General features: G+C 70.5%; 22 protein-coding genes. 5 read left to right on the top strand and 17 right to left on the bottom strand.

Annotated features, from left to right (window positions below; translation table 11 throughout):
* Positions 1-14 precede the first annotated feature (14 nt).
* From ACIQUT_RS31475 to ACIQUT_RS31465, 3 genes are all read right to left on the bottom strand, one after another.
* Positions 15-1,886 carry an AMP-dependent synthetase/ligase gene (locus tag ACIQUT_RS31475; protein ID WP_403567890.1) on the bottom strand — a complete coding sequence of 624 codons (1,872 nt, stop codon included), beginning with the start codon at positions 1,884-1,886 and terminating at the stop codon, positions 15-17.
* Positions 1,887-2,039: 153 nt separating this feature from the next.
* Positions 2,040-2,990 (bottom strand): helix-turn-helix domain-containing protein, encoded by a 951-nt coding sequence (locus ACIQUT_RS31470; RefSeq protein WP_403567888.1) that lies wholly within the window; start codon positions 2,988-2,990, stop codon positions 2,040-2,042.
* 321 nt (positions 2,991-3,311) lie between these two features.
* Positions 3,312-3,668 (bottom strand): hypothetical protein, encoded by a 357-nt coding sequence (locus ACIQUT_RS31465; RefSeq protein WP_403567886.1) that lies wholly within the window; start codon positions 3,666-3,668, stop codon positions 3,312-3,314.
* A gap of 81 nt (positions 3,669-3,749) precedes the next feature.
* On the opposite strand from ACIQUT_RS31465, the gene ACIQUT_RS31460 reads away from it, so the two are divergent.
* Complete coding sequence (locus tag ACIQUT_RS31460; RefSeq protein ID WP_403567884.1) at positions 3,750-4,073, top strand: hypothetical protein; 324 nt, start codon at positions 3,750-3,752, stop codon at positions 4,071-4,073.
* A 117-nt stretch (positions 4,074-4,190) separates the two neighbouring features.
* Positions 4,191-4,841 carry a zinc ribbon domain-containing protein gene (locus ACIQUT_RS31455; RefSeq protein ID WP_403567882.1) on the top strand — a complete coding sequence of 217 codons (651 nt, stop codon included), beginning with the start codon at positions 4,191-4,193 and terminating at the stop codon, positions 4,839-4,841.
* A 140-nt stretch (positions 4,842-4,981) separates the two neighbouring features.
* Here the strand turns inward: ACIQUT_RS31455 and ACIQUT_RS31450 are convergent, their stop codons facing one another.
* The 6 genes from ACIQUT_RS31450 to ACIQUT_RS31425 all read right to left on the bottom strand — a co-directional run bounded on the left by ACIQUT_RS31450 (position 4,982) and on the right by ACIQUT_RS31425 (position 9,594).
* Positions 4,982-6,313 (bottom strand): dicarboxylate/amino acid:cation symporter, encoded by a 1,332-nt coding sequence (locus ACIQUT_RS31450; RefSeq protein ID WP_403567880.1) that lies wholly within the window; start codon positions 6,311-6,313, stop codon positions 4,982-4,984.
* Positions 6,314-6,369: 56 nt separating this feature from the next.
* On the bottom strand, positions 6,370-6,477 hold the full coding sequence (locus ACIQUT_RS31445; RefSeq protein ID WP_360624002.1) for a putative leader peptide: 108 nt from the start codon (positions 6,475-6,477) through the stop codon (positions 6,370-6,372).
* A 249-nt stretch (positions 6,478-6,726) separates the two neighbouring features.
* A complete protein-coding gene (locus ACIQUT_RS31440) occupies positions 6,727-7,038 on the bottom strand; it encodes a DUF4229 domain-containing protein (protein WP_403567878.1) in 312 nt (103 codons plus the stop codon).
* A gap of 156 nt (positions 7,039-7,194) precedes the next feature.
* Positions 7,195-7,719 carry a GNAT family N-acetyltransferase gene (locus tag ACIQUT_RS31435; RefSeq protein ID WP_403567876.1) on the bottom strand — a complete coding sequence of 175 codons (525 nt, stop codon included), beginning with the start codon at positions 7,717-7,719 and terminating at the stop codon, positions 7,195-7,197.
* 135 nt (positions 7,720-7,854) lie between these two features.
* Entirely contained in the window at positions 7,855-9,018 is a 1,164-nt protein-coding gene (gene mqnE / locus ACIQUT_RS31430; protein WP_403567874.1) for an aminofutalosine synthase MqnE, read from the bottom strand.
* 120 nt (positions 9,019-9,138) lie between these two features.
* On the bottom strand, positions 9,139-9,594 hold the full coding sequence (locus ACIQUT_RS31425) for an Lrp/AsnC family transcriptional regulator (protein WP_179174857.1): 456 nt from the start codon (positions 9,592-9,594) through the stop codon (positions 9,139-9,141).
* Positions 9,595-9,723: 129 nt separating this feature from the next.
* Between ACIQUT_RS31425 and ACIQUT_RS31420 the strand changes: the two genes are divergently transcribed.
* Positions 9,724-9,864, top strand: coding sequence for a hypothetical protein (locus ACIQUT_RS31420; RefSeq protein ID WP_361090989.1), 141 nt, complete (start codon positions 9,724-9,726; stop codon positions 9,862-9,864).
* Here the strand turns inward: ACIQUT_RS31420 and ACIQUT_RS31415 are convergent.
* Positions 9,861-10,544: a UbiX family flavin prenyltransferase gene (locus ACIQUT_RS31415; RefSeq protein WP_403567871.1), complete on the bottom strand. Its 684-nt coding sequence runs from the start codon at positions 10,542-10,544 to the stop codon at positions 9,861-9,863. The genes ACIQUT_RS31420 and ACIQUT_RS31415 overlap by 4 nt on opposite strands.
* A gap of 97 nt (positions 10,545-10,641) precedes the next feature.
* Between ACIQUT_RS31415 and ACIQUT_RS31410 the strand changes: the two genes are divergently transcribed.
* Positions 10,642-11,253 (top strand): rhomboid family intramembrane serine protease, encoded by a 612-nt coding sequence (locus tag ACIQUT_RS31410; protein ID WP_403567869.1) that lies wholly within the window; start codon positions 10,642-10,644, stop codon positions 11,251-11,253.
* A gap of 101 nt (positions 11,254-11,354) precedes the next feature.
* On the opposite strand, the gene mqnP is transcribed toward ACIQUT_RS31410, so the two are convergent.
* Genes mqnP through ACIQUT_RS31390 form a run of 4 tightly spaced genes read right to left on the bottom strand, consistent with a single transcriptional unit; the run spans position 11,355 to position 14,648 of the window.
* Positions 11,355-12,278, bottom strand: a complete 924-nt coding sequence (gene mqnP, locus ACIQUT_RS31405) for a menaquinone biosynthesis prenyltransferase MqnP (RefSeq protein ID WP_403567964.1) — start codon at positions 12,276-12,278, stop codon at positions 11,355-11,357.
* On the bottom strand, positions 12,278-12,697 hold the full coding sequence (locus ACIQUT_RS31400; protein ID WP_403567868.1) for a hypothetical protein: 420 nt from the start codon (positions 12,695-12,697) through the stop codon (positions 12,278-12,280). The genes mqnP and ACIQUT_RS31400 overlap by 1 nt, the downstream gene beginning before the upstream one ends.
* Complete coding sequence (locus ACIQUT_RS31395) at positions 12,694-13,194, bottom strand: hypothetical protein (RefSeq protein WP_403567866.1); 501 nt, start codon at positions 13,192-13,194, stop codon at positions 12,694-12,696. Before ACIQUT_RS31395 ends, ACIQUT_RS31400 begins: the two co-directional genes overlap by 4 nt.
* A complete protein-coding gene (locus tag ACIQUT_RS31390) occupies positions 13,191-14,648 on the bottom strand; it encodes a menaquinone biosynthesis decarboxylase (RefSeq protein ID WP_403567864.1) in 1,458 nt (485 codons plus the stop codon). Before ACIQUT_RS31390 ends, ACIQUT_RS31395 begins: the two co-directional genes overlap by 4 nt.
* Positions 14,649-14,739: 91 nt before the next feature.
* On the opposite strand from ACIQUT_RS31390, the gene ACIQUT_RS31385 reads away from it, so the two are divergent.
* Positions 14,740-15,123, top strand: a complete 384-nt coding sequence (locus tag ACIQUT_RS31385) for a PLD nuclease N-terminal domain-containing protein (RefSeq protein WP_403567862.1) — start codon at positions 14,740-14,742, stop codon at positions 15,121-15,123.
* 21 nt (positions 15,124-15,144) lie between these two features.
* Here ACIQUT_RS31385 and ACIQUT_RS31380 read toward each other — a convergent pair whose 3' ends face one another.
* Genes ACIQUT_RS31380 through ACIQUT_RS31370 form a run of 3 tightly spaced genes read right to left on the bottom strand, consistent with a single transcriptional unit; the run spans position 15,145 to position 18,549 of the window.
* The gene (locus ACIQUT_RS31380) at positions 15,145-15,648 is read right to left on the bottom strand and encodes an SRPBCC domain-containing protein (RefSeq protein ID WP_403567860.1); all 504 of its coding nucleotides are present in this window, start codon (positions 15,646-15,648) and stop codon (positions 15,145-15,147) included.
* A 25-nt stretch (positions 15,649-15,673) separates the two neighbouring features.
* On the bottom strand, positions 15,674-16,765 hold the full coding sequence (gene ccsB / locus ACIQUT_RS31375) for a c-type cytochrome biogenesis protein CcsB (protein ID WP_403567858.1): 1,092 nt from the start codon (positions 16,763-16,765) through the stop codon (positions 15,674-15,676).
* Positions 16,762-18,549: a cytochrome c biogenesis protein ResB gene (locus ACIQUT_RS31370; protein ID WP_403567856.1), complete on the bottom strand. Its 1,788-nt coding sequence runs from the start codon at positions 18,547-18,549 to the stop codon at positions 16,762-16,764. Before ACIQUT_RS31370 ends, ccsB begins: the two co-directional genes overlap by 4 nt.
* Positions 18,550-18,553 lie beyond the last annotated feature (4 nt).

The raw sequence follows: 18,553 nt of genomic DNA, 5'->3' as shown, positions 1-18,553 counted from the left end.
CCCTCGCCCCCCCGTCAATCCTCGCGGTACAGCACCTCGATCTCCGCTTCGTGGTCCCGGACGATGGCTGCCCGTTTCAGCTTCAGCGACGGGGTCAGGTGGCCGCGGGCTTCGGTGAACTGGCCCGGCAGGATCGTGAAGCTGCGGATCGACTCGGATCGGGACACCAGCCGGTTCGCCTCGTCCACCGCCCGCTGGATTTCGGCCCGCAGTTCCTCGTCGCGGACCAGCTCGCGCATCGGCACGCCCTCCTTCCTCCGCATCGCCCGCCAGTGCGCGAGCCCCTCCGGCTCCAGGGTGATCAGCGCGGTGACGTACGGCCGGTTGTCGCCGACGACCATGCACTGGCCGACGAGTGGGTGGGCCCGCAGCCAGTCCTCCAGTGGGGCGGGGGCCACGTTCTTGCCGGCGGAGGTGATGATCAGGTCTTTCTTGCGGCCGGTGATCGTGAGGTACCCCTCGGCGTCGAGTTCGCCGATGTCCCCGGTGGCGAGCCAGCCGCCGGCGGCGAAGGGTGCGTATCCCGCGGCGGTGTTCCAGTAGCCGGCGAAGACGTGTCGGCCCCGGAGCAGTACCTCGCCGTCTTCCGCGATGCGTACGGCCGTGCCGGGCAGGGGCCAGCCGACTGTCCCGAGCCGTGGTTTCTGCGGCGGGGTCACGGTGCTGGCTCCGGTCGTCTCGGTGAGCCCGTAGCCCTCGAAGACCTCGATGCCGGCCCCGGTGTAGAAGGCGGCGAGCCGCCGCCCGAGGGGTGATCCGCCGCTGAGGATGTAGCGCACGCTCCCGCCGAGCGCCGCGCGGATGCGCCGGTAGACGAGGGGGTCGTACAGGGCCCGGGCGGCGCGCAGGCCGAGCCCCGGGGTGCGGCCTTCGACGGTTTCGCCGTAGCGCTGCGCGATGCGTGCGGCCCGGTCGAAGGAGGAGGCGCGGCCCATGCGTTCGGCGGTGGCCCGGGCGGTGTTGTAGACCTTCTCCAGGACGTACGGGATGGCGAGCAGGAACGTGGGCCGGAAGCCGGCCAGGTCGGCGAGGAGTTCCTCGGTGTGCAGGCTCGGCGCGTGCCCGAGTCTGACCCGGGCGCGCAGGCATCCGACGGCGACCATGCGGCCGAAGACGTGGCTGAGCGGCAGGAACAGCAGGGTGGACGCGGGTTCCTTGCTGACGGACTTGAAGACGGGGTGCAGCAGTTCCACCGCGTTGTCGGCTTCGGCGAAGAAGTTGGCGTGGGTGATGACGCAGCCCTTGGGCTGGCCGGTGGTGCCGGAGGTGTAGATGAGGGTGGCGACGGAGTCGGGTGTACGGGCGGCCCGGCGGGCGTGCACGACGGCGTCGGGCAGCTGTTCGCCGGCCTTGACCAGCCGGGCCACGGCGCCGGTGTCGATTTCCCACAGGTGTGCCAGCCAGGGCAGGTGGGGCCGTTCGGCGCTGATGAGGCGGGCTTGGGCGGTGTCCTCGACGGCGCAGGCCACGGCGCCGGAGTCCTGGATGATCCAGCGGGCCTGGAGGGCGGAGGAGGTGGGGTAGACGGGTACGGTGACCAGCCCGGCGGCCCAGGCGGCGAAGTCCAGCAGGGTCCACTCGTAGGTCGTGCGGGCCATGATGGCGAGCCGGTCGCCTTCGCGGAGCCCCTCCGCGATGAGCCCCTTGGCGACGGCGAGCACCTCGGCGGCGAATTGGGCGGCGGTGACGTCGTGCCAGGTCCCGTCCTGTGCCTTGCGGGAGAGGACGGTGGCGCCGGGGGCCTCGCGGGCGTTGCGGAACGGGATGTCGCCGAGCGAGCCGCTGTCCGGGACCCCGGCCAGCGCGGGCACCTCGGCCTGCCGCACCACCCCGTCGACGACGGTCCTGACGGGCTCGACCAGCTTCGGCGCGGTCTGCAGTTCCACGGTGCTCTCTCCTCGGCTCACCACGGGGACGTGCTGTTACCGCCGGTAATGTACGCACGGGCAACCGCCCTGAACACCCCCCGCGCGAACCCGCACGGAACCGCCACCGAACCCGCACCCGGGCCGCCTCGGCCCGGGCAGGGCCTGATCGCCTTACCCGCCGACGCCCGGTGGCGGGCAGTCGCGGCAGCGACCCGGTGCGGGCGCGCGGAAGGCGCGCTCGCAGCCGTCGCACGTCTGGAACGGGTCCGGCCGCAGGACCGGTCGCGGCCCCGGGGCTGCGGGCAGGTGCGGCGGCACGAGCGCGGCCAGCCGGTAGGCCAGCACGCCCGCGGGATTGCGGAGGCCGTCGGGGAGGTCCCTGGACAGCATCAGCGCGACGGCTTCGGGCGCAGCCCCCCGCTCCAGCCAGACCGAGACGCCGGCCGCGAGCCGGTGCACGTCCCGTTCGGAGAGCAGCAGCCGGGGATCGTGCCGGCACAGACCGGCAAGCAGCTCGAACGCGGCGGGATCGACCGGGGCACGAACCGGCGAGGGGCGGCGCCCGCACTCCCCTTCACGCCCGGGCTCCGGCCCGGGCTCCGGCTGCCGCCCGGACTCGGGTCCGGGCCCCGGCTCCCACTCCGGCTCGGGCTCCGGCTCGGGAACCCGTACGGCTTCACGGACCGGCGAGGGCAGCGGCGGCGCAGCCGGGGGCAGGGGTGGCGGCGGGGACTGCGGCTGCTGCCGGTACGCGGCGGCCTCCGGCGTGTTGTACGAGTAGGTGTGGGTGACGAGTTGCCCGCCCGGCAGCCGCTCGACCTGCCGCTCCAGGTACCCGTGCTGCTCCAGCTCCCGCAGGGCCGTGGCGATCCTGGCCTCGCCCTCCGGCGACCGCTTGGCGAGCTCCTTGACGCCGACCGGGGAGCCGGGCGGCAGCGACTGGATGTACAAGGCGATACCGCGTGCGGTGTACGAGAGTTCGTGGTGCTGGGCGAGGCGGTTGCCGACCACCGTGAAGTGCGCCGTGTGCCGGATGTTGACGTGGATGACACCGGATCGGGGGGTCCCGGCGTGATTGCGGGACGAGGCGCGCGAGGCAGCGCTAAGCTTCGAAAGAGCCATGGGAAGTGGGATGACTTCCTACTTGGTCAGGCCCTCGACCGGGATTGCCGTCCCGCCGGGGGCCGTCTCATGTCTGCTGTTGTCGGCCCGAGCATATGCCCCGCAACTGGCGGCGAATCCAGCCCAGTTGCCACAGTTCACCCATCCGGGCGACGCGCCTCGCGCGCGCCGCGCGCCCCCCGCGCAGGGTCGGGTGAGGTGGGTCGGGTTGGTTGGTTCTTCTCCCAGATCCTTGGCTTTATGCGTCCCGGATCGCCGGATCCCGGGGGCCCGCGATCCGGTCCGGGCGACCCGGCGCGGAAGGGAGTACGCCAGGCGGTGTCAGATGCCGGCCTTGGCCATGGCCGTACGGAGCTCCGCTTCGCGGTCGCCGTCGGAGCACTCCAGGCCGAACTGGATGACCTGCGCGACCATCTCGGTGGTCCCCGTGAGGAAGATCGAACCGCTGTCCGCCCGGTAGAACCACGCCTCGTACACGGATGCCCCGTCGACTGCCACGTCCCAGAGCTCGCAACCGTGCAGTACCGATTCTTCGTCGGACGTCTCAGAGGGGAGACGCTGCCCGGGTGGCAGGTCCTCGCCGTCGTACGCCTCACCGCACCGCCGGAGCTGTTCGATCTGGACGGGGGTGAGCCGGGCGAGGGACGTGATCTCCCGCCGGTTGGTGAAATCTGCCATGCGCGGAAGCTAGCAGGGGCCACCGACAGGGCATCAGCGGGCTGCGGCGCGCACGGTCACGACGAAGAAGGACACACTGCGATGACGTACGGGCGCGAGAACATCGACCTGCCCGAGGACCGGGGGTGCCTGCGCTGGGTGCTGGGGGTTCCGCTCGGGATCGTGCACCTGCTGAACGCCTTCTGCGTGTTCTCGGCCGTGGCGTTCGGCCCGCAGGGCGAGTGGGACGACCGGGGCTACACCCGGATCGCCGCGGCCTGCTTCCTCGCCCTCTGCCTGAGCGTGCTCGGGCTGCTGATCACCGCCGTGCCGTCGGTGCGGCGGGCCATGGGGCCGTGGTGGTTCGCCCCGCCGCTGCTGCTCGGGGTGGTCGCGTACGCCCGCATGGCGACCCTGGAGCCGTGAGGCCGCAAGGCCGCAGCCCCCTCCCGGACCGGGACCAGCACTTGGTCGGCGAAGTTCGTAACCCCGCACTTGATATGTACGTTAACAGCGCGGTGCAGGCCGACGGAGGGGACCATCATGGCCGAGCCGAAGCGCGTGGCCAAAGGCTCAGGCAAGCGGAAGCACCTCTACTCAGGGTTCCTCAAGTGCGGCAACTGCGGCTCAACTATGAGCGTGCAGTGGGCGACCATTCAAGGGCGCACGTTCCGCCGGACTTTCTGCAACTCCAGTTCCGTGGGGCAGAACGGTCAGCTCGGCTGCGGCAAGGTCAGCCGCTCGTACGCATGGATCGAGGAGCGTCTGAACGAGGTCGTGGAGGCCGCACTCGGTAATCGGCAGCCCCAGCCGCAAGCAGCCCCGACGGAATATCCGACCGACGCGATCTCTGTCCTGGAGGAACGAATCCAGGGTCTCCGGAGCCGTTGGAAGGGTGGGGAGATGGAAGACGAGGACTACTTTGACTCCCTGAAGCACCTGCGCGACGAACTGCACGCGCTGCGCGCACGTGAAGCGGCGGCCGTCGTCCGGCGATCCCTCACCGGGACCGATGTCCTGGCAGCCTGGCGCGACGACTCTGTGGAGAACCTCGAACGGCGCCGGACCATCGTGGCCGGCGTGATCAAGGAGGTGGCTGTCTTCAGCATCGGCAAGGGACGGCGGAAGCCCCCGGAGATCACCTCCATCGAGGTCACACCAGTCGGCCCGGATCCGACCGGGTCCGAGGACTGACCGCCCTCGCCGGGTCGGCGGCACAGACATCGAGGACAGGCGTTGACGACTCGGTTGACGCCAACCTTTCAAGGCCGTACGGCGAAGCACCCCGGACCGTCGCGGATCCGGGGTGCTTCTGTCGATGCAGGGTGCAGGTCTTACACGGCGGCGGGCACTGCGACCTTCCGCTCGTCATCGGCCGGCTCCGCACTGTCGATCGGCGAGCCCGACGCGGAGTTGTACTTGTCCCGGTCGAGGATGCCCTCCCGCGCCGACACAATCACAGGGGTTACAACTTGGCCGGCGACGTTGGTGGCGGTGCGCATCATGTCCAGGATCGGGTCGATGGCCATGAGCAGGCCGACACCCTCCAGGGGCAGGCCCAGGGTGGACAGGGTGAGGGTCAGCATGACGGTGGCGCCGGTGAGGCCGGCCGTGGCGGCCGAGCCGACGACCGAGACGAAGGCGATGAGCAGGTAGTCGGTGATCGTCAGCTGCACGTCGAAGATCTGCGCGATGAAGATCGCGGCGAGCGCCGGGTAGATGGCGGCGCAGCCGTCCATCTTGGTGGTGGCGCCGAACGGGACGGCGAAGGAGGCGTACTCGCGGGGGACGCCGAGGCGCTCGGTGACCTTCTGGGTGACGGGCATGGTGCCGACGGAGGAGCGGGAGACGAAGGCGAGCTGGATCGCGGGCCAGGCGCCCTTGAAGAACTGGATCGGGTTGACCTTGGCGACCGTGGCGAGAAGCAGCGGGTAGACGCCGAACATCACGAGGGCGGAGCCGATGTAGACGTCGGCGGTGAAGGTCGCGTACTTGCCGATGAGCTCCCAGCCGTACGAGGCGATGGCGGTGCCGATGAGGCCGACGGTGCCGATGGGGGCGAGGCGGATGACCCACCACAGGGCCTTCTGCAGCAGCTGCAGGATCGATTCGGCAACGTTCAGGACCGGCTGGGCCTTGTCGCCGAGCTGGAGGGCGGCGACACCGGCGACGGCGGCGAGGAAGACGATCTGAAGGACGTTCAGCTCGGTGAACGGGGTGACGATGTCCTTCGGCACGATGCCGGTCAGGAAGTCGATCCAGGAGCCGGTGCGCTTGGGCAGCTTGCCGTCCTGCGGGGTCAGGCCGGTGCCCGCGCCGGGGTTGGTGAGCAGGCCGATCGCGAGGCCGATGCCGACGGCGACCAGCGAGGTGATCATGAACCACAGCAGCGTGCGCGAGGCGAGGCGGGCGGCGTTGTTCACCTTCCGCAGGTTGGTGATGGACACCAGGATCGCGAAGAACACGAGCGGGGCGACGGCCAGCTTCAGCAGCTGGACGAAGAGGTCGCCGACCTTCTCCAGGGTGGTGGCGAGCCAGCTGACGTCCTGGGTGCGGGCGAGCCAGCCGAACAGGACGCCGAGCACGAGACCGGTGACGATCTGGGCCCAGAACGGGAACTTGAAGGAGGCCTTGGCGGGGGCCTGAGGGGTCGCGGACACGAACACTCTCCGGGTGGGGGTAACGCGCAAAGAAGGAGGAAGAAATGAGGGGGGTGCTGGACTCAGCGACAGCCGCAACAGGCCGCGGACGCGCGGCGGCAGAGGTCGACGTGCAGGCGCGCCACGAGCGGGATGCTCGCGGTGAGGTGGGGCGCAACCGTGGTCAACATGTTTAACACGCTAACACTTTCCCTTTGAGAACCTCAAAGATGCACTTTGAGACAGAGTGGCACCGAACCCCCTACCCCGCCTCCGGAAAACGCCAAACGCCCCTGCACCCGGGGGTGTTCCCGGTGCAGGGGCGCTTCGGTGCGCGATACGCGCGCACGACGTGTGAGGAAGGTAACCGGCGGGCGGACGGGCGGATCCGTCAGGTCGGCCGCCCGTCAGGTCGGCCGCCGCCGCCCGGCGGGCGGGCCCTACGAGCCGACGCGCGCGGCGTCGTCGGCCGCGTCCTCCTGCGAGCGGTTCGCGGCGAGCCGCTCCTTCGCGCCCGCGACGCGGCCGGCGATCTGCGTGGACATCTCGTCGCGCTGCTTGCGCAGCAGGACGAAGGACAGCGGCGCGGAGAGCACCAGGGCGAGCAGGACGACCCAGGCGGGGTTGGCCGCCCCGAGGCCCGCGGGCACCCAGCCCACGTTGACCAGGACGGCGACGAGGACGAGACATCCGACGAAGATGCCCAGGCGCATCGCGGTGTAGCGGATCGTGGCGCTCGGCTTGAAGGACACGGTGACCCCTTCTCTGTGTCGTCGGTCGTCGGTACGTCCGCACGCCCGTCCGTCGGTACGTCGGTACGTCGTCGGCGTGCCCGTCCAGTGAAGCACGACCCCGACGGGGGCCGTGCCGTCGGGGTCATCCACGGGCACGAGCCGCAGATCGGACACTCAGTGCAGCGGCAGCAGCATCGTGATGTCGTCGCGCTCGTCGCCGGGGGCCACCCGGATGGCGTCCGGGACCCGGCCGACCTCCTTGTAGCCGCAGGCGGCGTAGAAGTGCTCCAGCCCGAGGCCGCCCCGGCAGCTGAGCCGGACGGCCTCGATGCCGTCGAGGTCGCGCGCGGCGTCGGCGACGGCCTCCATCAGGGCGCGCCCGGCGCCCCGGCCCTGGAGGTCGGGGGCGACCATGACGGTGTAGGCCCAGACCCAGTGGGTCATCAGCCGGTGGGTGTTGAGCGCCAGGAAGGCGCAGGCGCGGACCCTTCCGTCCGGGTCGCGGCCGACGACCAGGCGGTGACGGCCCTCGGCCATCGCGACGAGGTGTTTGACCAGCTCGGGGCGGATGTCGTCCATCGTGACGGGGGGTACGAATCCGACGGCGCCGCCGGCATTGGACACGTCGGTCCAGAGCTCGGCGATGCCGTTGCGCAGGGCGGGGTCGACGACCGGATCGAAGGTGAAGGTAAGAGGCACAAGCCGAGAGTATCCATTACCGTCATCTCGGGCAACGACGAAACGGCGACACGGCGAAACGGCGAAAGGCCCCGGTCCCGCAGGGGAACCAGGGCCTTCACCGTCCCGCCGGCGTCCCGCCGGCGTCCCGCCGCCTCAGACGCGCATCGCCTGCGGCGTCTCGCGCAGGTTCGCGTCCGGGCCGGGGTACTCCCGGATGACCTCGTAGCGGGTGTTGCGCTCGACGGGCCGGAAGCCCGCCTCGCGGATCAGCTCCAGCAGGTCGTCGCGGCTCAGCTTGTTCGGGGTGCCGTAGTTGTCCGCGTCGTGCGTGATCTTGTACTCGACGACCGAGCCGTCCATGTCGTCCGCGCCGTGCTGGAGCGCCAGCTGGGCGGTCTGCACGCCGTGCATCACCCAGAAGACCTTCACGTGCGGCACGTTGTCGAAGAGCAGCCGCGAGACCGCGAAGGTCTTCAGCGCCTCGGCCCCGGTGGCCATCGTCGTCCGCGCCTGGAGGGTGTTGCGGACCTTGCCGTCCTTCATGTCCACGAAGTCGTGCTGGTACCGCAGCGGGATGAAGACCTGGAAGCCGCCGGTCTCGTCCTGGAGCTCGCGCAGCCGCAGCACGTGGTCCACGCGGTGGCGCGGCTCCTCGATGTGCCCGTACAGCATCGTGCTCGGGGTCTTGAGGCCCTTCTCGTGCGCGAGCCGGTGGATGCGCGACCAGTCCTCCCAGTGGGTGCGGTGGTCGACGATGTGCTGGCGGACCTCCCAGTCGAAGATCTCCGCGCCGCCGCCGGTGAGGGACTCCAGGCCGGCCTCGATCAGCTCGTCCAGGATGTCGGAGGCCGACATCCCGGAGATCGTCTCGAAGTGGTGGATCTCGGTCGCCGTGAACGCCTTCAGCGAGACGTTCGGCAGCGCCTCCTTCAGCGCGGACAGCGAGCGCGGGTAGTAGCGCCACGGCAGGCTGGGGTGCAGGCCGTTGACGATGTGCAGCTCGGTGAGGTTGTCGTTCTCCATGGCCTTGGCCAGGCGCACGGCCTCCTCGATGCGCATCGTGTACGCGTCCTTCTCGCCCGGCTTGCGCTGGAACGAGCAGTAGGCGCACGAGGCGGTGCACACGTTCGTCATGTTGAGGTGGCGGTTGACGTTGAAGTGGACGACGTCGCCGTTCTTCCGCGTGCGCACCTCGTGGGCGAGCGCCCCGAGCCAGGCCAGGTCGTCGGACTCGTAGAGGGCGATGCCGTCCTCACGGGTCAGCCGCTCGCCGGAGCGAACCTTCTCCTCCAGCTCACGCTTGAGCCCAGCGTCCATCGGCCGGTCGCCTCCTTGTTCGTCCTGCGCCCTGTAGCGCCCCGCGCACTGCTTCGCGTACCGCTCTGCGTACTTCGTCCCGTACGGGAGCGCTCCTTGCCCAACCCCGCAACCGTACTCTTAGCGCTCTTCGGGCAGTTCCCCGACCCGGTTCTCCCACTTCGTGGAGAGCACGATCGTGGTACGGGTGCGCGAGACGCCCTTGGTGCCCGAGAGCTTCCGGATGATCCGCTCCAGGCCGTCCACGTCACTGGCGCGCACCTTGAGCATGTAGGAGTCGTCGCCGGCGATGAACCAGCAGTCCTCGATCTCCGCGAAGTCGCGCAGCCGCCGGGCCACGTCCTCGTGGTCGGCGGCGTCCGAGAGGGAGATGCCGATGAGCGCGGTGACGCCGAGGCCGAGGGAGGCCGCGTCGACGGTCGCGCGGTAGCCGGTGATGACGCCGGCCGACTCCAGCCGGTTGATCCGGTCGGTGACGCTCGGGCCGGACAGGCCGACGAGCCGGCCCAGCTCCGCGTACGAGGCGCGTCCGTTCTCCCGGAGTGCCTGGATGAGCTGCCTGTCCACCGCGTCCATGTACCTGGAGCCTTCCTTCTAATGTTCGGCGATCCTGCGATTTTACGTATAGAATCAAAGGCGCACAGGGGTCAACACCCTGTGAATCTTTCAACAGATCAAATGACGATCTTCAGGAGTGGTTCACCCGTGTACACGATCGAGATGGCCTACGCGCACATGCGACAGCTCCAGGAGCTGGCCAACCGATCCCGCACCGACCAGCCCGCCGCCGCCTACCGCGTCGACCAGACCCGCAAGCCGCACACCCGCGCCGCGAAGAAGCGCTAGTCACCGCTTGCCTCCCGGGGGCGGGAGCCTCCACCGAGCTCCCCCTCCCACCGGCGGTACAGCCGGTGCGGCACCCCTGCCGCATCCAGCACCCGCCCCGCGACGAAGTCCACCAGGTCCTGGATGTGCGTCGCACCCGCATAGAACGCCGGAGAGGCGGGCAGGACGATCGCGCCCGCCTCGTCCAGCGCCACCAGCGCCTTGAGCGTCTGCCCGTTCAGCGGGGTCTCCCGCACCGCGACCACCAGCCGCCGCCGCTCCTTGAGCATCACGCTCGCGGCCCGCTGCAGCAGGTCCTTCGACAGCCCGAGCGCCACTCCCGCCACACAGGCCGTGGACGCCGGCACGATCAGCATCCCCTTGGCGGGATACGAGCCCGAGCTCGGGCCGGCCGCCAGGTCACCGGCGGGCCAGTACCGGACGTCGCCCTCCGGCACCTCGAAGGTGCCCGGCTTCCCGTCGGCCCCGCGGGCCAGCCACTCCCGCAGGTCCTCGCGCCAGTGCGCGTCGCGGAAGGCGATCCCGGTCTCGTCCAACAGGGTGAGCCGTGAGGCCCGGCTCACCACGAGGTCCACACTCTCGCCCGCCGCCAGCAGGCCTCGGATCACCGAAGCCGCGTACGGCGTCCCGGAAGCCCCGGAAACCCCCACCACCCACGGGGTGCGCTTGCGCTCTGTCATAGCTCCGAGACTATCCGGCCACACCGGGCGGGCACTCGTTAAGGTGTGCCGGACGTTCCCCGGGGGAACGGTGCACGACACACAGGGGGCGAAGCAGATGAGCAGCAGCACGATCGAGCCGCGATGGAGCCCGGCCGACCGGGCCAGGGCCGCGGCCAAGCTGATGCTGGGGTGGGTGGCGCTGCTGTGGGCCTTGGAGGCCGTCGACTACGCCACCGGGCACGCCCTCGACCAGTACGGGGTCGTCGCCCGCGACCCGGACAGCCTGCCCGGCGTCCTCACCGGGTCCTTCCTCCACTTCGGCTTCGACCACGTCGCCTCCAACAGCGTCCCGCTGCTGGTCCTCGGCTTCATCGCGGCCCTGTCCGGGATCCGCCGCTTCCTCGCGGTGTGCGGGATCATCATCCTGGCCGAGGGCATCGGCACCTGGCTGATCTCCCCGCCGAACACCATGACCCTGGGCGCCTCCGGGGTCGTCTTCGGCCTCTTCGGCTACCTGCTGATACGCGGCTTCGTGGAGCGCCGGGTCCTCGGCATCGCCGTGTCCCTGGGCGTGGCCGCCATCTGGGGCAGCACCATGCTCACCGGCATCCTCCCGATCCACGAGGGCATCAGCTGGCAGGGCCACCTCTGCGGCCTCGCCGCCGGCATCGCCACGGCGGTCTACCACCGCCGCCCGGCCCCCGCCCGCCCGGCCCTGGCGGGCTGACGGCAGAGCGGAACCCCCGCGGTGGCGGGGAACAGTGCCTCAAGACAATGCAGAGGGGCGTGCGGCCGACATGCAGTTCGCGGTGACCCCACCCGTTCGGGCTACAACCCGAGTCCGCGTGCGATGAGGTCGGCGAGCGTCGCGACGAAGAGGCAGATACCGATCACCCCGTTGACCGTGAAGAAGGCGCGGTTCAGGCGGGAGAGGTCGTGCGGGGTGACGATGGTGTGCTCGTAGAGGAACGCGGCCACCACGACCACCAGCCCGATCCAGAACAGCACGCCCGCGCCGGTGGCCACCCCGTACCAGGCCAGCAGGGCCGTGGTGACGGCGTGGGCGCCGCGGGCGCCCCACAGCGCGGCCGGGACGCCGAAGCGGGCCGGGACGGACCTGACGCCCTCCGCCCGGTCGGCGGCCACGTCCTGGCAGGCGAAGATCAGGTCGAAGCCGCCGATCCAGATGCCCACGGCCAGGCCCAGGATCACCGCGTCCCAGGACCAGGTCCCGGTGACCGCGAGCCAGGCCCCGACCGGGCCCATCGCCTGGGCCAGGCCCAGGATGGCGTGCGGGAAGTCCGTGAACCGCTTGCCGTACGGGTAGACCACCATCGGCACCACCGCGACGGGCGCCAGCATCAGGCACAGCGGGTTCAGCAGCGCCGCCGACCCGAGGAACACCACCAGCGCGATCCCGGCCCCGGTCCACGCCGAGCGCACGGACACCGCACCGGTGACCAGCTCCCGCCCCGCGGTGCGCGGGTTCCGGGCGTCGATCTCGCGGTCGATGATCCGGTTCGCGGCCATCGCGAAGGTCCGCAGCCCCACCATGCACACGGTGACGAGCAGCAGCTCCGTCCAGTGCATGCTGCGGTCGAGCTGGAACATCGCGGTCAGCGCGGCGATGTAGGCGAAGGGCAGCGCGAACACCGAGTGCTCGATCATCACGAGCCGCAGGAACGCCTTCACCTTGCCGGGGGCCTGCGGCGCGGCGGGACCGGGACCGACGACCCCGTCGGCGGTGGTCATCATGCGAGGGTCCTCCGGAAGTTCTCGAAGTCGGCGCGCAGTTCGTCCGCGCCCAGGTTGCCGACCTCCATGTCGAGGTGGACCACCGCGTCGTCCCCGTTCGGGGTGAGCCGGGCAAGGAACGCGAACCCGTCGTCCACCGGCACGGCCTGCAGGGTCAGCGGGTTGTTCCGGCCCGGTGTCAGCCGGACCGAGAACGGCTCCGCGTCGGCCATGCCGGCGATCAGCCGGTCCGCGAAGGCGACGACGTACTCGCGCTCGACGTGCTCGACCTCGAACCGGGCGAACAGCTCCTTGTACGAATCGGCCGTCAGCAGCCAGCCGTCCTCCAGCTCGGGGCGGGCCTCGATCGTGAGCCAGGCGCGGCCGTATCCCAGGGTGAGTGCCGCGACTGCGGCACCGTGTGCGGCGGTGGTCACGCCAGGCTCCGGCGGAAGGCCGCGATCTCGGTGCGGAGCTCGGAGACCGGCAGGGTGCCGAGCTCCACCTCCAACGGCCCGGTCTCGTCCTCCGGGGACGCCTCACCGGCGTCCCCGGCCGGCGGCACGACCCGTGCCGCCAGGGCGACCCGGTCGTCGCCGGCGGTGTGTCCCGTGACGACGAGGGCGCCGTCGGCCAGCTCCGCCTCCCACTCCCGGTCTGTGGCAAGGTAGATCAGCAGCTCGTCCGCGAAGTCCGCCGCCTCCCGGTCGGTGAGCTCCGGCAGCTCGAAGGAGCGTCCCTCGCCGTCCGTGCGGTCAGCCATCACCTGCCAGACGTCGGACGTTCCGGCGAACTCCTCCGGGGTGACCCCGGCCTCCTGCGCGGCGAGCCGCACGCCGGCGTCGGCGGGGTCGAGCTCGGGGCGGACCAGCGCCACGCACGGCGTGTCGGCTCCGAGGAACAGGGCGGGCCCGCCCACGGCGTCGACGCTCACAGCCCGTACTCCTTCCAGCGGCGGTCGACGAGGGCGGCCGTGGCCGGGTCGGACTCGACCATGTCGGGCCAGCCGCCGTCGCGGGTGTAGCCCTCCTCGGGCAGCTTCTTCGTGGCGTCGATGCCGGCCTTGCCGCCCCAGAACTGCTGGTACGAGGCGTGGTCCAGGTGGTCCACCGGGCCCTCGACCACCGTCAGGTCGCGGGAGTAGTCGGTGTTGCCGAGCGCCCGCCAGGACACCTCGTGGAGGTCGTGGACGTCGCAGTCCGCGTCGACCACGATGATCAGCTTGGTCAGCGACATCATGTGGGCGCCCCAGATGGCGTGCATGACCTTCTGGGCGTGCTTCGGGTACTTCTTGTCGATCGAGACGATCGCGCAGTTGTGGAAGCCGCCCGACTCGGGCAGGTGGTAGTCCACGATGTCCGGCACGATGATCTTCAGCAGCGGCAGGAAGAACCGCTCGGTGGCCCGGCCCAGCGGCCCGTCCTCCGTCGGCGGCCGGCCGACCACGATCGACTGGAGCAGCGGCCGCTTCCGCATCGTGATGCAGTCGATCTTCAGCGCCGGGAAGGGCTCCTGCGGCGTGTAGAAGCCGGTGTGGTCGCCGAACGGGCCCTCCGGGAGCATCTCCCCCGGCTCCAGCCAGCCCTCGATCACGACCTCCGCGTTGGCCGGGACCTGGAGCGGGACCGTCTTGCAGTCGACCATCTCGATCCGCTTGCCGGCGACGAAGCCCGCGAAGAGGTATTCGTCGATGTCGCCCGGCAGCGGCGCCGTCGACGCGTACGTCACGGCCGGCGGGCAGCCGAACGCGATCGCGACCGGGAGCCGCTCGCCGCGCTTGGCGGCGACGGCGTAGTGGTTGCGGCTGTCCTTGTGGATCTGCCAGTGCATGCCGATGGTGCGCTTGTCGTGGCGCTGGAGGCGGTAGAGGCCCAGGTTGCGCACGCCCGTCTCCGGGTGCTTCGTGTGCGTCAGTCCCAGGTTGAAGAAGGAGCCGCCGTCCTTGGGCCAGGTGAAGAGGGCCGGCAGCCGGTCCAGGTCGACGTCGTCGCCGGTGACGACGACCTCCTGGACGGGCGCGGCGTCGCCCTTCACCTTCCTCGGCGGGACGTGCACCATCGAGCCGAGCTTGCCGAAGGCCTCGCGGACGCCGATGAAGCCCTGCGGCAGCTCCGGCTTCAGCAGGCCGCCGATCTTGTCGCTGATCTCGCCGTACGACTTCAGGCCGAGGGCCTTGAGCAGGCGGCGGTCGGTGCCGAAGACGTTCATCGCCAGGGGCATGTCCGAGCCCTTGACGTTCTCGAAGAGGAGGGCCGGCCCGCCGGCCTTGTTCACTCTGTCGACGATCTCCCCGACTTCCAGATACGGGTCGACTTCGGCCTTGATGCGCTTGAGGTCGCCCTCCCGCTCCAGAGCCCGGAGCAGCGAGCGGAGATCGTCGTAAGCCATAGGGGCCAGTATCCGTCACCGACTAACCTGGACCTGTCACCGGGGCCCCGCGCGGGTCCCCCCGTCAACGCCGGGGAGTCGGTCCCACACCGTGCTGCGCCTTCTGCCGTTCCTGCTGATCATCGCGCTGACCATCTACGCCTTCATCGACTGCCTGAACACCCCGGAGGAGGAGGTCAAGCACCTGCCCAAGCCGGTCTGGGTGCTCATCATCCTGCTCTTCTCGATCGTCGGCCCCGTCGTGTGGCTGGCCGCCGGCAAGCAGCGGTCGGCGGTGGGCGGCGGCCGGGCGCGCCGGACGCAGTGGGTGGCGCCCGACGACAACCCGGAGTTCCTGCGGTCGCTCGGCGAGGAGCAGCAGAAGAACAAGCACGCCGACGGGAACGCGGACGGGAACGCCGGCAAGGACCCGGAGCGGAACGACAAGGACGCGGAGAAGAACAAGGACGCCGGCAAGGACCCGGACAAGGACTGACCGCCGCCGGACCTCTGCCGGCTACGTGTGGGAGAAGGCCGCGTACGAGGCGCGGAGCTCGGCCCAGCGGGCGTCGGTCCAGTGCGACCAGTCGGCCGGGTGGCCGTGGAGTGCGGCCTCCAGCAGCTCGAAGTGGTGGTGCCAGCCGGCCAGGGCGTCGAGCCGGTCCTCCTCGGTGCCGCTGCGCTCCGCCTGGAAGCGGATCACGGTGGAGTCCGTCCCGACGGGGTCCAGGTGGAAGCGGAAGCGGCCGTGTTCGGTGACGGTGTACTCCACGACCCGTTCGACGTCCCAGGCGGTGACCCGGCCGGAGACGGTGGTGCCGGTGTTCAGCCAGCGCAGGGTGACCGCCCCGCCGAGCCGGCGTTCCAGGACGTCCGCGGCGGCCAGCCAGCCGCGCAGTCCGGCGGCCGTGCTCAGCGCGGGCCACAGGTCCTCGTACGCGCAGGGCAGGTGCACCTCGAAGCGCAGGAGCCAGTGGTTCTCGCCCCGGTTCTCGCTGGTGGCATGAGTCACAGGGGTCATGCCACCAGCGTGCCACCGTCGGGGCTCAGACGCCCGCGTACGAGTGCTTGCCGCTGAGCAGGATGTTCACGCCGTAGTAGTTCCAGATCCAGCAGGCGAAGGCGAAGAGGGCCAGGTAGGCGGCCTTGCGTCCCTTCCAGCCGGCGGTCGCGCGGGCGTGCAGGTAGCAGGCGTACGCCACCCAGGTGACGAAGGACCAGACCTCCTTGGGGTCCCAGCCCCAGTAGCGGCCCCACGCGTCGCCGGCCCAGATGGCGCCCGCGATGATCGTGAACGTCCACAGCGGGAAGACGGCCGCGTTGATGCGGTACGAGAACTTGTCCAGCGAGGCCGCCGACGGGAAGCGCTCCAGGATCGAGGTGGCGATCTTCGAGGGGGTGCCGCCGGAGGCGAGCTTGGTCTCGTAGGAGTCGCGCAGCAGGTAGAGGACCGCTCCGGCCGCGCCGAGGTAGAAGACCGCGCCGCAGAAGATCGCGGTGGAGACGTGGATCCACAGCCAGTACGAGTGCAGGGCCGGGACCAGCTGGTCGCTGTCGGTGTACAGCCAGGTGGTGGCGATGCCGAGGTCGAGCAGGACGGTCGTGACGAGGATCAGGCCCAGCCAGCGCACGTTCTTCTTCAGCGCGAGGAGCACCAGGTACGCGCCGACGGCCACCGTGGAGAAGGTGATCGAGAACTCGTACATGTTGCCCCAGGGGGCCCGCTGCACGGACAGGGCGCGGGCGACCACGCCGGCCGCCTCGATGAGGAAGCCGAGGACGGTCAGCGAGACCGCGATCCGGCCGTACAGGTCGCCCTCGGCGGTGCCGCCGGCGGCGCCGGGGCCGTCGGGGACGTCGCGGGTGCCGGGCGCGGACCGGGTGACGACCTTCGGCTTGTCGAGAACCGCGGTGCTGCCCTTGGAGCGGACCTGCACAGCGGGCGCGGGCGCCGCGGCGCTGCCCGCCCGCTCGGCGGTCAGTGCGGCGGCCGTACGGGCCACCTTGCTGCGGCTGCCGAACGTCCACTCGGCGATGTGCGCGAGGAAGGCGAGTGTGTAGACCGCCATCGACGAATAGATCAGGTAGTTGCTGATCTGCGCCAGGTTCTCGTTGACTTCGGCTGCGAGCGGCGTCATCCGCGCTCTCCTTCGACGGTTTCCTTGACAGGTCGGTCGGGCGCGGTGGGCGCCTGGTCGTGCAGGGCGGCGGCCAGCTGCCCCAGCTCCTCCGGGACCTTCGCCGACTCGCTGCGGCCGAGGCCGGCCATCTCGACGAGGGTGGTGCCGTCCTCGCCGCGCACGGCGCGGACCCAGACGCGGCGGCGCTGGATGAACAGCGACGCGGCCAGGCCGCCGATGGCGGCGACGGCGCCGGCGAGCGCGAGCCCGCTGCCGGGCTGGCGGGTGACGGAGAAGGTCGCCCAGCGCTCGATGCCCTCGAACTTCACCACGCCCGCCCCGCCGGGCAGCTCCATGGTCTCGCCCGGCAGCAGCCGCTTCTTGAACAGCTGCCCGTTCTCGTCCTTGAACTCCTGCATCTTGGAGGTGTTCAGCTGGTACACGTTCTGCGGCAGGCCCGAGTCCACGCCCAGGCTGCCGTGGTAGGCGCTCAGCGCGAGGACGGGGAAGTCCAGCTCCGGGAACTGGGAGAGCATCGTGCCCTTGCCCTCGCCGGCGAAGGTCGGCACGAACATGGCGTTGAAGCCGAGCTGCTCCTGCTTGCCGTCCTTGTCGCGGTAGCCGTCGGTGACCTTGACCGCGCCGGAGGAGCTGAGGTTGTTGTCGAACGGCAGCATCGGCACGGCGTCCCGGAAGACCACCTTCCCGGTGGGGTCGGTGATCGACACGACCGGCGCGTAGCCGTGGCCGAGGAGGTAGACCTTGGCGCCGTCGACCTCCAGCGGCTTGTTGACCTGGATCTCGCGCTTCTCCGGCGCGCCGTGGGCGCCCTTGCTGAAGGTGACGTACGCCTTGAAGTCGCGGGCCGTGCCCTTCTGCGGGCCGGACCTCTCGAACGAGGCGTCGAACCTGTCGAGGGTGAAGGAGAACGGCGGCAGGTCGTCGGGGGTGAAGAAGCTGCCCGACTTGAAGTCGTCGTACTGGGTGAGCGTGTTCGAGAAGCCCTTGCCGCGCAGCACGAGCTTGCCGCCCTCGGACTTGAACAGCTGCCCCCAGGCGAAGGCCACCAGCATCACGATCAGCGCGACGTGGAAGGCCAGGTTGCCGGCCTCCCGCAGGTAGCCCTTCTCGGCGGCGACCGACGACGGGCCGGCCTCGGTGCGGAACCGCCGCCCGCCCAGCAGCTTCCCGGCGTGCGCCAGGACCTCGTCGGGGGACGTCTCGGTCCGCCAGGTCGTGTACGCGGGCATGCGGTCGAGGCGGCGGGGCGCGCCCGGCGGGCGGCCGGTGAGCTGGCCGACGAACTGCCAGCTGCGCGGGACGATGCAGCCGATCAGCGAGATGAACAGCAGCAGGTAGATCGCGGAGAACCACACCGAGCTGTACACGTCGAACAACTGGAGCTTCTCGGCGACCGGGACCCAGAACTCGTTGTTCCGCTTCCATTCGGCCACCTTCATCGCGTCGACCTGCGTCTGCGGGATGAGGGAGCCCGGGATGGAGCCCAGGGACAGCAGGAAGAGCAGGATCAGCGCCACCCGCATCGAGGTGAGCTGCCGCCAGAACCAGCGGACCCAGCCGAGCACGCCGATGCCGACGGGGCCGCCGGACTCCTCCTCGGGCGCGGTGGACAGCTGCGCGCCGGCGGCGGCCTCGGCGGAATCCCGGGCGGAGTCCGCGGCGGCGGCCGGGTCGGCGGCGGCAGCCGGATCGCAGGCAGCGGCCGGGTCGGCGGCGCCGGAGTCCGGGGTGTCCTCGGACGGGTTCGGCGCCTCCGTGGACGCCTTGTCGGTCGTACTCATGTGC

Source organism: Streptomyces sp. NPDC090445 (assembly GCF_044769385.1).
In the GTDB taxonomy this organism is placed as follows: domain Bacteria; phylum Actinomycetota; class Actinomycetes; order Streptomycetales; family Streptomycetaceae; genus Streptomyces.
This window is presented reverse-complemented; position numbering and strand designations above follow the sequence as displayed.